At 73.7% G+C, this 14,146-nt stretch carries 10 protein-coding genes; 6 read left to right on the top strand and 4 right to left on the bottom strand.

What is annotated here, in order from left to right:
- Positions 1-85: 85 nt before the first annotated feature.
- Positions 86-3,028: an AAA family ATPase gene (locus ACGF12_RS24780; RefSeq protein WP_393034036.1), complete on the bottom strand. Its 2,943-nt coding sequence runs from the start codon at positions 3,026-3,028 to the stop codon at positions 86-88.
- A gap of 462 nt (positions 3,029-3,490) precedes the next feature.
- On the opposite strand from ACGF12_RS24780, the gene ACGF12_RS24775 reads away from it, so the two are divergent.
- A complete protein-coding gene (locus ACGF12_RS24775; protein ID WP_393034033.1) occupies positions 3,491-6,727 on the top strand; it encodes a BTAD domain-containing putative transcriptional regulator in 3,237 nt (1,078 codons plus the stop codon).
- A gap of 72 nt (positions 6,728-6,799) precedes the next feature.
- Here ACGF12_RS24775 and ACGF12_RS24770 read toward each other — a convergent pair whose 3' ends face one another.
- The 3 genes from ACGF12_RS24770 to ACGF12_RS24760 form a co-directional block, all read right to left on the bottom strand.
- Complete coding sequence (locus tag ACGF12_RS24770; RefSeq protein WP_393034030.1) at positions 6,800-8,407, bottom strand: MFS transporter; 1,608 nt, start codon at positions 8,405-8,407, stop codon at positions 6,800-6,802.
- 184 nt (positions 8,408-8,591) lie between these two features.
- Positions 8,592-9,656, bottom strand: a complete 1,065-nt coding sequence (locus ACGF12_RS24765; protein WP_393034027.1) for an alpha/beta hydrolase — start codon at positions 9,654-9,656, stop codon at positions 8,592-8,594.
- Positions 9,653-10,408, bottom strand: a complete 756-nt coding sequence (locus ACGF12_RS24760; protein WP_393034024.1) for a 2-oxo acid dehydrogenase subunit E2 — start codon at positions 10,406-10,408, stop codon at positions 9,653-9,655. The genes ACGF12_RS24765 and ACGF12_RS24760 overlap by 4 nt, the downstream gene beginning before the upstream one ends.
- Before the next feature lie 244 nt (positions 10,409-10,652).
- Here ACGF12_RS24760 and ACGF12_RS24755 point away from each other — a divergent pair, with 244 nt between their 5' ends.
- The 5 genes from ACGF12_RS24755 (at position 10,653) to ACGF12_RS24735 (ending at position 14,056) form a co-directional block, all read left to right on the top strand.
- Positions 10,653-11,666 (top strand): threonine/serine dehydratase, encoded by a 1,014-nt coding sequence (locus ACGF12_RS24755; protein WP_393034021.1) that lies wholly within the window; start codon positions 10,653-10,655, stop codon positions 11,664-11,666.
- A gap of 28 nt (positions 11,667-11,694) precedes the next feature.
- Complete coding sequence (locus tag ACGF12_RS24750; protein ID WP_393034018.1) at positions 11,695-12,105, top strand: hypothetical protein; 411 nt, start codon at positions 11,695-11,697, stop codon at positions 12,103-12,105.
- Complete coding sequence (locus tag ACGF12_RS24745) at positions 12,102-12,254, top strand: hypothetical protein (RefSeq protein WP_393034015.1); 153 nt, start codon at positions 12,102-12,104, stop codon at positions 12,252-12,254. The genes ACGF12_RS24750 and ACGF12_RS24745 overlap by 4 nt, the downstream gene beginning before the upstream one ends.
- Positions 12,255-12,572: 318 nt before the next feature.
- Positions 12,573-13,253: a thioesterase II family protein gene (locus tag ACGF12_RS24740; RefSeq protein ID WP_393034012.1), complete on the top strand. Its 681-nt coding sequence runs from the start codon at positions 12,573-12,575 to the stop codon at positions 13,251-13,253.
- Between the two features lie 26 nt (positions 13,254-13,279).
- Positions 13,280-14,056, top strand: coding sequence for a BTAD domain-containing putative transcriptional regulator (locus ACGF12_RS24735; RefSeq protein WP_393034009.1), 777 nt, complete (start codon positions 13,280-13,282; stop codon positions 14,054-14,056).
- The last annotated feature ends 90 nt before the right edge of the window (positions 14,057-14,146 follow it).

Below are 14,146 nucleotides of genomic sequence, written 5' to 3'. Positions count from 1 at the left end.
CTGACCTGGGCCCCGAACCTACGCAGCGATCTGCGACCAGTTAACCCCTAACCGCCCCTTTCCCGGGTCGGTTAGGGGTCCGGATTCAGCCAGTCTCGTCCGGCAGGAGGTGGGCCGGCAGGTCGGCCCGCCGGTCGACCCGGAGCTTGCGATAGGCGCGGGTCAGGTGCTGTTCGACGGTGCTGACGGTGATGAAGAGTTTGTGCGCGATCTGACGGTTGGTGTGGCCGCGGGCGGCTAGTGCGACCACCCGCAGCTCAGCCCGGCTCAGCTCGCTGACCAGCAGCGGCTGCGGGCCGCGCGGCATGGGGCCGACCAAGCTGGGCCGGCGCCCGGCCGCCCGGGGGGTGCGGCCGCCGGCCCGCTGCTCGGCCAGTTGGCCCAGCAGCGGGCCGGCGGCCGCGGGAGGGGCACTCCGGATCACCAGCGGCGCGCCGCGCACGCCCACCTCCCGACCGCCGGCCCCCGGGCCGGCACCGGCACCGGCACCGAGACCGCACAGTTCGGCCAGCCGGTGCACACAGTCCTCCTCCGCCCGGGCCGACGCGTCGGCGCCCAGGCGGGCGTAGGTGCGGCTGAGTTCGGTGGCGGCGACCATCTGCTCGTAACGGTCCCCGCCGGCCTGGAGGTGGTCGAGTGCCTTGGCCAGCAGCCGGGCCCGCTCACCGAGGTCGGCGGTGGTCGCGGCGAGCAGCGCCAGCACCCGCCCGTGGGTGCGCTGGTCGTTGCGGCTGGTGGCGGCCAGCTGCGCGTCCAGCAGCTGGCGGGCCTCCTCCTTCCGGCCCAGCCGCAGGTAGGCCGCGGCAGCCTCGATCCGCCAGGCCACCAGGTTGGGCGCGTCGAGGCCGAACTTCTCCATCAGCTCGCCGCAGCACAGGAAGTCGCTGAGCGCCGCCTGGACCCGGTTGTTGGCCAGGTGGTGGCGGCCGCGGGCGAGCAGGTAGAGCAGGCCGCAGGGGGTGCGGAAGACAACATCGGGCACCGGGACGGCCAGGAAGGCGGCGGCCTCGGCGGGCCGGGTGACCGTGGTGGCCAGCAACCCCACGGCAACCGGCAGTCCGACGGCCGCGCCCCAACTCTCCACCGGCACCAGCGCGAGCGCCTCCCGGGCCCGCTGTTCGGCGGCCGGCAGCTCGCCGCGGCGCAGGTGGGTGAGCGCTTGGAGGGAGGTGAGCAGCGCGGTCCACATCGGGGCGTTGTGGCTAGCGGACTCCGCCACCAGCTGCCCGCACCAGAACGCGGCCCGCTCGCACTGGTCGGCGAGGATCAGGACGACCAGGGCGACGATGATCGCGCTCAACGTGTCGTCGTCCAGCCGAGAGCCTTCCAGCACGGCCTCGGCGGTCTCCACGGTGTCGTGCCCGATGTACCCGCTCAGCACACTGGCCAGCGAGCCGGCCGCGCGGACCTGGATGCCCGAGCCGACCTCGGAGGCGACCGGGTCGGGCCGCATCCCGGCCGGCAGCAGCCGGTCGGACAGCTCGGGGTACGCCTCGGAGATCATCAGGCAGACCGTCAGCTTGTTCCGATCGGGCGTGAGGCCGAGCTCGGCGAGGTGGCGGGCGATGGTCTCGAGGACCTCGGCGGACTCCTCCAGCCGGCCGTGCCACATGAGCTGGCTCACCAGCGCGGACAAGCCGCGGCAGTCGAGCCGGGACTCCCGGGCCGCCACGCAGAGTTCGGGCAGGTGGCGGGCGGCCGCGGCCGGATCGACCCGCCATTCGATGCGCATCAGGGCGACCCGCACCTTGGCGCGCTCCTGCGGTTCGCGGCACAGCTCCAGGGCGACCCGAAGGCACTTGACGGCGAGGGTCACGTCGTCCACCCGCAGCACTTCCTCGGCCGCCCTGCGCAGGACGTCCGCGGCCCAGGGGGCGGCGGGCCGCTCAGCGGCCACCAGGTGACGGGCGATCCGCTCGACGGGGGCGCCGGCGTTGTGCAGCGCCTCGGCCGCCCGGGCGTGCAGGGCGGCCGGGCGGTCCGACGGCATCGCGCGCAGGACGGCGCTGCGGACGCCCTCGTACCGGAACCAGCCGTCCCGCAGCAGCCCGACCGCGGTCAGGGCGTCGAGGGCGTTCGCCGTGGCCTCGGGGCCCAGCGCCAGGACTTCCGCCAGTACCACCGGGCCGACGTCCGCGCCGAGTACGGCGAGGGCCCGGGCGACCTCGCACATCGCGTGCTCGGCGCGGAACAGGAAGGTGCCGAGGGCCCGGTCGAAGGAGTCGCCGAGCACTACGCCGTCCGGCACGGGGGCCGCCTGGTGGTCATCGGCGATCGCCTGAACCAGCAGCGGGCTGCCGCCGCTGATCCGGTGGCACTCGGCAGCCAGAGCGGCGCCGGTGGCGGGGCCCAGCCGACCGGCCATCAGGGTCTCCACCCCGCGCGGGCTGAGCGGGCCGAGCCGGATGCTGGTGCAGCCGGGCAGTTGCAGGAACTCGGTCTGCAGGAGCGCATGGCTCAGGGGCGGCCGACTGGACTGGGTGAGCACCAGCAGGATCGGTACGGTGCGCAGCCTGCGGGCCAGGTAGAGCAGGACCAGCAGGGAGGTGAGGTCGGTGTGGTGGGCGTCGTCGACGCCGATGACCAGCGGCCCGTTCGTGGCGAGGTCGAAGAACACCTTGCAGAGCCGGTACAGGGTGGCCGGGGCGATGCCGATCCCTTCCTCACCGTTCCGCTCCCCGCCGAGCGCCCCGCGGTCGGCGAGCCGCCCGGGTCCGGGGCCGGGACGGTCGTGGAGGTCGGCCAGCATGCCGTCCACGGTCGGCTGCAGGCCGCCCGAGCAGTCGGCCGTGCCGCCCGTGCTGTACAGCAGTTGGCTGACCAGGCCGAGCGGCAGCGCCTGTTCGACCCGGGAGCCGGTGGCACCGAGGAAGGTGGCACCGGCGGCCACGGTTCGTTCGCCCAGGTCCCTGAGCAGCGCGGTCTTACCGCACGCCACCGGTCCGGTGACGATGGCCAGTCCGCCGGTACCCCGTAACGTGCCATCGAGCAGTCGGCCGAGTTCGTCGAGTTCTCTGTCTCTTTCCACCAACCACATCAGCTACCATCCCCCGAATAGCATATGTGACTACATTGTGAACGTTCGTTGGCTCGGAATTTGCCTGAAAAATGCACTGTGCGAGCATCACCGCACTCCTGCCGCAATCGATCGAACCACCACCGGGGCGGCTCCGGTTCATCACCCGTCGGGCCGGGCATATCCTCAGCGGTACGCCCGGACGCCACTAGAACCGGAATCCGTCCTCCCGGCATTCCCCCTGGAACGGAGTCAACACAGCAAGTGCGGCGATTCTGACACGCCTCGGCACGGGAATCCACCAACTCCGGGGGCGAGTTCATCTGACCTGAGGCGGCGACCAGACAAATCCGCACCATCCGCCTCCTTCCGTACCGTCGGCGGGCGCATGAACAGTCGGTGAACACCCCCGTCCCGGTGATCGCGACGGCATCACCACGGGCCTGGCAGAATGACCGCAGGAGGGGTGGTTACGTGCGCATCGGCATCCTGGGCCCGCTCGAACTGTGGGACGAAGCAGCCCGGCCCGTCGAGATCAGCGGTCAGCGACTGCGGGCACTGCTGATCCGGCTCGCCGTGGACGGCGGCCGTGCCGTCTCCGCCGACCGCCTGATCGACGACCTGTGGGAGGAGTTCCGGCCGGCCGTCCCGGGCAACGCGCTGCACACGCTGGTGTCGCGGCTGCGCGGCGTCGGCGGCCGCGACCTCGTCGCCGCCACCCCGGGCGGCGGCTACCAACTCGATGTGGACCCGGGCGAGATCGACGCGGTGGCCTTCGAGCGGCTGGTGACCGCCGTGCCCCGGTCGGCCGCCCCGGAGGAGCGCGCCGCGACCCTGCGCCGCGCGCTCGACCTGTGGCGCGGGCCCGCGCTGGCCGAGGTCACCGACGCGGCCTTCGCCAGGGCCACGATCACCCGGTTGGAGGAACTGCGGCTGGCCGCCGTGGAGGACCGCGTGGACGCCGAACTCACCCTCGGCGACACGCCCCACCTCGTCGCCGAACTCGAAGGGCTCTGCCGGTCGCACCCGTTGCGCGAGCGGCTGCGCGGTCTGCTGATGCGCGCGCTGCACGCCACCGGACGGCAGGCCGCCGCCCTGGAGGTGTACGAGGACACCCGCCGGGAGCTCGCCGAGCGGCTCGGCGCCGACCCCTCGCCGGAGCTCGCCGCACTGCACCTCGCGATCCTGCGCGGCGACCTGCGCGCGCCCGCCCCGGCCCGCGGCGGCGAGCCGGGCCGCCCGGGCGACGGCCGGCGCACCAACCTGCCGTCCCCGCTGACCAGTTTCGTCGGCCGCGAGGAGGAGTCCGAGCGGATCTGCAAGCTGCTGCGCGAGGTCCGGCTGGTGACCCTCACCGGACCGGGCGGCGCGGGCAAGACCCGGCTGGCCGGCGAGGTGTCCGCCACCCTGGTCGGCGAGTACCCGGACGGGGTGTGGCTGGTGCCACTGGCGCAGGTCGGCGCGGCCCAGGACCTGCCGCAGGCCGTGCTCGCCGCAATCGGCCAGGCCGAGCCCTCCCGGGTAGGCGACGCCACCGCGGTGCTGCCGCCGATGAAGCGGCTGGTGGACGCACTGGCCAACCAGCGGATGTTGCTGGTGCTCGACAACTGCGAGCACCTGGTCGAGGGGGTGGCCCGGCTCACCGACCGGGTCCTGGCCGGCGCCCCCGGCGTCCGAATGCTCGCGACCAGCCGGGAACCGCTGGCCATCACCGGCGAGACCCTCTGCCCGCTGCCCTCGTTGCCACTGCCGCCGCCCGGGGCGGGCCCGACCGAGGCCGGCGGGTACGCCGCGGTGCGGCTATTCGAGGACCGGGCCGCCGCGGTGCGGCCCGGCTTCCGGGTCGACGAGGCCACCGGACCACTGGTGATCGCCGTCTGCCGTGCGCTGGACGGGCTGCCGTTCGCGATCGAGCTCGCCGCCGCCCGACTGCGCTCCCTGACCCTCCGCCAGATCGCCGAACGCCTCGGCGACCGCTTCCGGCTGCTCGGCGCCGGCAGCCGGGCCGCCGCACCCCGGCACCAGACGCTGCGCGCGGTGGTGGACTGGAGCTGGGATCTGCTGGACGACACCGAACGGGCGGTGCTGCGCCGGCTGTCGGTCTTCCGCGGCGGCGCCACCCCGCGGAGCGCGGAGGGGGTCTGCGCGCCGGACGACGGCCACGACCTCGACGGCCGGGAGGTCATCGACGTGATCGCCGCGCTGATCGACAAGTCGCTGGTCATCGCCACCGGCCAGGCCGAGGTCCGCTACGGGCTGTTGGAGACGGTGCGGGCGTACGCCGCGGAACGCCTCGCGGACGCCGGCGAGACGGACCGGCTGCGCGCCGCGCACGCCGCCCACCTGCTCGCCGCAGCGGAGCGGGCTGAGCGCGAACTGCGCGGCAGCGAGCAGGAGTTGTGGTCCGCGCGACTGACCGCCGAGCGGGACAACTGCACCGCCGCGCTCGGCTGGGCGGTGGAGCGGCGGGACGTCGGGACGGCGCTGCGGCTGGTCGGAGCGCTGGCCTGGTACTGGATCACGCACAACCAGCTGGCCGAGGCGCACGGCTGGGCGGTCGCGGTGCGCGAGCTGGCCGGCGAGCGGCCCCCGGCCGACGCACCGGAGCTGGCCGACGCGTACGCGCTGTGCACCTTCCTCGCGGTGCTGATGGTGGAGGGCCCGGACGGTCCGGAGGCCGCCGCCGAGGCCCGGCAGCAGGCCGTGCGGACCGCGCTGAAGTGCCTGCCCGAGCGCCCCGGGCACCCCGCGCTGCACCTGGCCCGGCCGGTCGCCGCGCTGTTCCTGAACGACGCGGCGGGCGCCGAACGGGAGCTGCTGGCCGTCCGGGAGAGCGCCGCGGACCCGTGGGTACGGGCGATCACCCGAGTCTGCCTGGGCTACCTCGCGTTCAACGCCGGCCGGATCGACACCGCGCTCGCCGAACTGAGGGAGGGCTACGCGGGCTTCCGCCGGCTGGGCGAGCACTGGGGCATGAACGTCGCGCGCGGCGGGCTGATGGACCTGGCCCTGATCCGCGGCGACGGCGCCGAGGCCGTGCGGCTGGGCCAGGAGGCCTACGCGTACGCCGTCCGGGGCGGGCCAGAGAGCGGTACCCTGACGCTGATCCAACTCGGCCGGGCCCGCGCCGAGTCCGGCGAGGTGGCCCTCGGCCTGGAGGAGATCCGCCAGGGGGTGCGCGCCTCGGAGCGGGTCGGGGAGTTCGGCAACGCCGTGGAGGGGCACGTCGCACTGAGCCGGCTGGCCCGGGCGGCCGGCGACCTGCCCGCGGCCCGGCCACCGCTGACCCGGGCGTTGGAGCTGCTGGAGACCATGGCGGCCGGGAACAACTCGGTTCGGGCCGTCGCCCTGACCTACAGCCAGCTCGGCTGCCTGTCCGAGCAGGAGGGCGACCTGGCCGCGGCGGCACAGTGGCACGCCAAGGCCGTCCGGGAGCTCGGCCGCGAAGGGATCGTCCACCAGCAGGCCGCGGCGGCCGTGCTGGAGGGCGTCGCCGCGCTGGCCGCCGCGCGCGGCGAGGACGAGCGGGCCGCCGAACTGCTCGGCGCCGCCCACACCCTGCACGGCTACCGCGACGGACGCAGCCCGGAGGTGCGCCGGGCCACCGAGCGGATCACGGCGGCGCTGGACCCCGCGGTGCTCGACGCCGCGTACGAGCGCGGCCGGCAGGTCCCGGCCGAGCGAGCACTGGCGCTCGCGCTCGCGGGCTGACGCGCGCAGGCCGGTCCGGCCGGACGGCGCACCGCCCGGCCGGACCTCGGGAACCCGGCTCCACACGGCTGGTCAGACCAGCGACTCGCCCTGCTCCTGGGGCAGTTCGGCCGCGTCTGGCGACTGCTCCCCCTTCTTGCCCTTCTTGTCCTTGCCCTCCTGCTTCTCCGGGAACGCCGACTTCGGCGGTACGAAGGCGGCGGCGAGCAGCGCGGCCACCACGGCGACCACGCCGCAGGTCGTCAGCACCAGGTTGCTGCCGTGCACGAAGGCGCCGTGCGCGGAGTTCAGCAGCCCCGGGTCATTCAGCTGGGCTGCCACCGCGTTGGCGCCGGTCACCGAGTCCCGGGCCGCCTGGGCGGCGTCGTCCGGCAGGCCGCCAGTGGTGATCCGGTCGAGGTAGCCGAAGCTGAGCAGGCTGCCCAGACCGGCGACGCCGAGCGCACCGCCGACCTGCTGCAGGGTCTCCAGCAGGCTGGAGCCGGCGCCGGTGCCCTCCTTGGGCAGCGAGCCGAGGACCATGCTGGTGCCGGGGACGATCGCCAGGCCGAAGCCGGCGCCGGTCACGGTCAGCCACAGCGCGGCGAAGCCGTAGCCGTCTCCCGAACTCGACTGGGCGCCGAGCAGGGTGCCACCGGCCAGCACCAGCAGACCGGTCGGGATGATGACGCGCGGCCCGATCCGGGGCACGAAGGCCTCGGCGAGCTGGGCGCCGACGACCAGACCACCGATCAGCGGCAGCAAACGCAGACCGGTGCCCAAGGCGCTGTTGCCGAGCACGGACTCCAGGTACTGCGGCACCACGAACAGGATGCCCATGATGCAGAAGTTCACGAAGGTCGCGACGACCGTGCCCCACAGGAACTTGCGGTTGCCGAACAGGCCGAGGTCGACCAGCGGCGAGGCGGTCCGGCGCTCGCGGTACACCAGGGCGACCAGCAGCACCACGCCGCCTGCCAGCGTGCCGAGCACCTTGACGGAGCCCCAGCCGTCCTCCGGAACCAGGATGGAGCCGTACACGAGCCCGGTGATGCCCAGGGCGCCGAGCAGCGCGCCCAGGCCGTCGAAGGCGGGCGTCCGGCCGTCCGCGGCGCGCTGGGCGGCCGTCGGGTCGGCGGGCAGGAGGAAGGCCACGGCGACCAGGGCCGCCGCCACCACGGGGAGGTTGAAGACGAAGACCGAGCCCCACCAGAAGTGGTTGAGCAGCCAGCCGCCGACCAGCGGGCCGACCGGCATGCCGATCGACGCGGCGGCGGTCCAGGTGCCGACGGCCTTGTCCAGTTCCTCCTTGGGGAACATCTTGGGCAGGATCGCCATGGTGAGCGGCATGATCATGGCGGCGCCGACACCCATCAGGGTGCGGACCGTGATCACCGATCCGGGGTCGTCCACCAGGAAGCCGGCCACCGAGGAGGCACCGAAGATGGTGATGCCGGCGAGCAGCAGCTTCTTGTGCCCGAAGCGGTCGCCCAGCACGCCGATGGGGAGCATGACCGCGGCGAAGGTCAGAAGGTAGCCGCCACTGATCCACTGCAGCTGGGTGTTGGTGGCACCCAGCTCCTGGGAGAGCGTGGGCAGAGCGACGTTGATGATCGTGCCGTCCAGTGAGATCACGAGGACGCTGAGCACCAAGGCGCCCAACCCCCACCAGCGGCGGGGTGAGGGTGGCGGGGTCGTCATGACAAGTCTCCAGAGAAGTGTTGCGGAGCAGGTCGCTGAGTGAACCGGGGCCCGCTCAGACTGGTCGGATTCCACCGTGCCCGTCCGCGCTGGCACGGCGCTTGCAGCCAGCTGGTACCGCCGCGCGGGCCCTGTCAGCGGGCTGGCAGGGCCCGCTGACAGGGCCCGCCCCGCGTTGGGAGGGCTACCGGCCGCGCAGCGACGCCCGCAGTCGGGCGGCCCGCCACATCAGGCCGATCACGGCCGTCCGCGGGTCGAGGCCGCCCCGCATCCGCAGCAGCGACCAGGCCATCCAGAGCCGGTTCTCCTCGGCGTGCGAGGGGGATGCGTGCACGTCGTCGTGGACCAGCAGGCGCAGGTCGCGGATGTGGGTGCGCAGCAGGCCGAGGTCACCGGGCGGGATGATCTCGTCGCGCAGGCTCGCGACGTACGCCACCGGGATGTCCAGCGAGCGCAGGCCCTCGGCGGGCAGTGCCCAGCCGCGCAGCCCGTCGAGGCCGAGCCCGGTCAGGTGGGTCAGGGTGTCGACGGTGACGGCGGGCAGCCTCCGCTGCCAGGCGGTGTCGGTGAAGAACTCGCGGATCGGTGCGCCGGCGGTGATGATGCCGCGGATCCGCCGGTCCTCCATGCCGCAGCGCAGCGCGAGGTGGCCGCTGAAGCTCATCGCGAAGGCGTAGGTGCGGGAGACGTCAGCGCGGTCGGCGACGGCGTCCAGCACCGCGGAGAGCGTGCGCCAGGCCTCCGCGTCGTAGGGGGCCTCGTTCTCGCCGACGCCGGGCAGCTCGGTGGAGACCACGGCGAAGCCGAGCCCGGCGAAGACGGGCAACGCGGGCGCCCACTGCTCCTTGAGGGTGAGGTGGCCGCCCATGATGACGACCAGCGGGCGGGGCCGGTCGGCGGACAGGCCGGCCGTCCAGCAGCCGATCTGACGGCCCTTGAAGTCCACGTCCAGTCGGTGGATGTCCTGGCCGGAACGCCAGCGCTCGAAGCTGGCCAGTGCCTTCTCGTAGGCGTCCTGGCGGGCGGCGCCGTCGACGTAGGGGAAGCGGGCCATCAGGTAGTGCCGGCCGGCCTCCAGGTGCTTGCCCCCGGCGGCGAGCCGGTCGCCCTGCGCGGACCACTCGCCCGCCCAGGAGCCGGGCCCGGCGCCGTCGTCGGTGACCCGGCCGAGCAGCCGCTCCCAGCCCTCGATCTCCAGTCCGCGCGCGTGGACGCCGACGTACTGCTTGAGTTCCTCGACGCTGTTCACGCCCGCTCCTCGGTGGGGAAGTCCTCCAGCGTCTGCTTGAGGTCGGCCAGCACGTCCGCGGCCTCCGCGCCGTCGATGACCCGATGGTCGAAGGTGAGAGACAGCCGCATCAGCGGGGCGACGGCGACCTCGGTGCCGCGCGCCACCGGGCGGTCGGCGATCCGGCCGACCCCGAGCGTGATGGTGGTGCCACCCACGGAGTAGAAGCCGTCGACCGGGCGGTGCCCGAGCGAGGTCACCGCGAAGGTGCCCATGACGTCGGCGCGGCGGTTCAGCGGGCGGGTGCCCATCCGGAACAGCAGGCCGCCGACCGGCCCGGGCAGCCGCTGGAGCAGCCGGGCGCCGGCGAACTCGGGCATCTCGGCCGGGTCGCCGTCGCGGAAGTGCTCCACCCGCCGCTGGATCTCGTCGAGGCTCGCGCGCTGCAGGTCCGTCAGGACGGTGGAGAGCACGATGCGCTGCCCGTTCAGGGTGCGGTCGAGGGTGAACTTGCCGTTGACGGAGGCGTAGCGGGCCACCCGGGGGCGCAGCAGGCCGCTCATCGCAGCGTTGGCCTCGGGGTGGGCGGCCAGCACGCGGGCCGCACTGTGGAGCACGTAGCTCACGACCGAGTACTTGTGCTGGGTCTCCCGGTGCCGCACGACCGCGGTCATGTCGACATCGGTGTCCAGGAAGACCGGGGAGATCGCCCGGATCCCCCGAAGGAAGTGGAGGGTGGGCCTGCGCTCCGCGGCAACGGCACTGATCTTCATGGCCCCAGGGTCCACCGCAGGACCAAAGAACCGCTTGCCACCCCCTAAAGCCCCTCGGGGCCCGTCTCGTGGATCCTTGCCCGGCCCGCGACGAAGCCCGGGCGACCGGCCTCACCCGGTGCGGGGCGCCGGCGGCGGGCGTAGCCCGGCTTTGGCCGGACCTTAGCCGGCGTGCCGATGCTGGACCGCGCCAACGACCGGCCGAATCGCAACGGCCGGGCGGAGCCGAGCGAGGAGAGACAGCATGACCGGGACAGACACCGGACTGCTCGCCAAGGACATGCCGCAGCTCAGCGCTGCGGGCGTGCACGAGGCCCGGCGGCGCCTGGGCGACCGGGTGCTGCCCACCCCGGTCGTCCGCTGCGAGGAGCTGGACGCGGCGGCGGGCGCCCGACTGTGGCTGAAGGCCGAGAACCTGCAGCGCGGCGGGTCGTTCAAGATGCGCGGCGCGCTGCTGGCCGTGGATCGGCTGGCCCGGGCGGGTTCGCCCGGGGTGGTCGCGCAGAGCACCGGCAACCATGCGATCGCGGTCGCGGTGGCCGCCCGGGAGTGCGGCCTGCCGGCCGTACTGGTGCTGCCGGTCGACGCCGCGCCGACGAAGGTGCGACGGATCCGGGAGGCCGGCGCGTCGGTCCGGCTGGCGGGGACGACGCTGGCCGACCGACTGGCGGTCATCGACGAACTGCGGGTGCTGCGCGGCCTGGACGTGATCGACCCCTACCAGGACCCGGACGTGGTGCTGGGTCAGGGCACCGCGACCGCCGATCTGCTGGACGGCGTGCACGCGGCCGGTGGACGGCTGGATGCCGTGGTGCTGCCGGTCGGCGGGGGCAGCGCGGTGGCCGGGGCGTGCCTGGTGACCGACGGGTCCGGCATCGAGGTGGTCGCCGCCGAGCCGGCCGCCGTACCGGCCCTCGGCGCGGCCTTGCGAGCCGGGCGGCCGGTGACCGTGGCGGCCGCGCCGACCATCGCAGACGGCCTGCGGCCCGACCGGATCGGGCAGTTGCCCTTCGACCTGGCCCGGGACCGGGTCTCCCGGGTGGTGGCGGTGGAGGAGCCGGAGATCGCGGAGGCGATGCGCCTGACGCTCACCAGCTGTCGGCTGCTGGTGGAGCCAGCAGCCGCCACCGCGGTCGCGGCCGCGCTGCGGATCGCCGCCGAGGGCGGCCGGGCCGACATCGGGGTGCTGCTGTCCGGCGGCAACGTCGAGACGCGGCTCGTGACGGAGCTGCTGTCGGGTCCGATCGAAACCCCCTGAGTACCGACCGAGAGAAACGGAACGTCCCATGCCCCACATCGAGGGTTGGAAGAGAACCGCCGCCGTGCTGGCCTCGCTGGCCGCCTGCGTCACCGTGACCACGCTGGGCACCGGCCCGGTGAGCGCCACCGAGGACGAGCAGACGGAGGCCCACCACAGCTGCGTCAGCTACCACTTCACCGAGGTGATGACCAAGCTGGAGACCAACGGCACCCCCGGCATCGACGTGCCGGCCGGCTTCGAGGCCACCTGGCTCGACTACCTGTACCCGTTCGGCGCCGAGGCCGTCCCGGCCAACCAGACGGGCACGGCGACCGGCAACATGGACATCCTGGAGGTGAAGGCGCCCGGCGGCCACGGCACCGAGTACCAGTACGAGCTGTTCCACCTCGCCGACGGCGTCTTCACGCGCAGAGCGCGTTCGACCGCGCCCTGGTGATCAACGGCTCGTGGATCACCCAGCCGGTCAAGGGCCTCACCGGCCGCTACGCGGGCTGGAAGGGCACCTGGACCTGGCGCGCGGTGCCAGGCAAGAACGCGAACCACCAGCCCGACTTCGAGGACAAGTTCACCCTCTGCCCGCGCTGACCCGGCCCAGCTGCCCCCGATCGCCCTGATCCCCCCTGGTCCACCGGCCCGCGGCGTCCCCCGTCCGCGGGCCGGCGCTCCCCTACCGGCGTCCCCCGAGCCTTACGGCTGGCTCTAGGGGTCGCCGGTAGGGGCTTTTCCGGGGTTACCGCCGCCTCTCCCGCTTCCTAGACTTCCCAGCGTTTCAGGACGCCGGCGTTTCACCACGCCGGGCGACAACGGCAGGGCGGCGAAAGGGAGTTTGCGGTGACGGGGACGAGGAATTCCGGCGCGGATTGGGTTCGGCGCTTTCATCCGTCCGCAGCGGGCGTGCGGCTGGTGGCCTTTCCGCACGCCGGCGGATCGGCGACCTACTGGTACCCCCTCTCGGAGAGACTTGCGCCCGCCGTCGAGACCCTGGCCCTCCAGTACCCGGGACGGCAGGACCGGCGCCACGAGGAACCGCTGTCCAGCATTCCCGAACTCGCCGACCGGGCCTTCGAGGCACTGGCCGATGAGGACCCCCGACCGCTCGCCCTGTTCGGGCACAGCCTGGGCTCGATCCTCGCCTTCGAGGTCGCTCTCCGGCTCCAGGCCGCCGGGCGGACCCCGGCCTGGCTGTTCGCCTCCGGATACCCCGCGCCCTCCCGGCTGCGCGGCGGGGACGTCCACCTGCGTGGCGACGCGGGCGTCATCGACGAACTGCGCACCGTGGGCGGCACCGACCCGGTGTGGCTGGAGAACACCGAGTTCATGCAGTCCGTGCTGCCCGCGCTCCGGGCCGACTACACGGCCATCGAGACGCACGAGCGCGGCGACGGCGCCCTGGACTGCCCGCTGACCATGCTGACCGGCGACGACGACCCGCACACCACCCTCGACGAGGCGCGGGCCTGGGCCGAGCACACCACCACCGCGTTCGACCTGCGGGTCTTCCCCGGCGGCCACTTCTACCTCGACCAGCACCTGCCGGAGATCGCCGAGCTCATCGCCGTCACGGCCAAGGAAATCGCCGGCTGATTCCGCCGGGGAAGGAGGTCCGATCGGTGCGGTACGAACTCCTGGGGACTCTGCGGGTGGTCGACGGGAACGGCACGTCCTCGATCAGCGCGCAGAAAGTCGAAATCCTGCTCGCCTCGCTCCTCGCCCATGCCGACCACGTGGCGTCGGTCGACCAGTTGATGGGCGAGATCTGGGGCGACCGGCAACCCCGCCGCGCGCTCGCGGGGCTGCACGTGTACGTGTCCGAACTGCGCAAGTTCCTGCACCGCCCCGAGCGGGCCGAGGGGCCGATCCTCACCCGCTCCCCCGGCTACGTCCTGCGGCTGGACGGCGACGTCCTCGACTCGCGGGAGTTCCTGGACCTGGTGGGCCTGGGCCGCCGGTTCATGCGTGAGCAGCGCTTCGAGGAGGCCAGCGAGGCCTTCGAGCGGGGCCTGGCGCTCTGGCGTGGTCCGGCGTTGGGCGACATCGGCCAGGGACCGGTGCTGCGCAGCTTCGCCACCCGGTTGACCGAGACCCGGATGGAGTGCGTGGAACTGCTGGTGGACGCCCAGCTCCAGCGCGGCCAGCACCGGGAGATGGTCGGCCTGCTCTACACGCTGGCCGCTGAGAACCCGTTGCGCGAGGCCTTCCACCGGCAGCTGATGCTGGCGCTCTACCGCTCCGAGCGGCGCGCGGACGCCCTCAAGGCGTACCAGTCGGCCCGCCGGACCCTCCTCGACGAGTTGGGCCTGGAGCCGTGCGCCCCGATGCAGGAACTGCACAAGGCGATCCTGCGCTCGGGCGACGTGGCCGGGGCGTCGGCTCTGGCCGCGGTGTGACGCCGGGCAGCGGGGGGGGGGGGGGGGGGGGGGGCGCGGCCGGAGGGGGGTGGCGGGGGCGCCGCCCACGCACGGCCGCGACCCGCCCGG

Origin of the sequence: Kitasatospora sp. NPDC048296, assembly GCF_043201815.1 — a bacterium.
In the GTDB taxonomy this organism is placed as follows: Bacteria; Actinomycetota; Actinomycetes; order Streptomycetales; family Streptomycetaceae; genus Kitasatospora.
The sequence above is the reverse complement of the archived record's forward strand: the minus strand, read 5'-3'. Positions and strand labels throughout refer to the sequence as shown.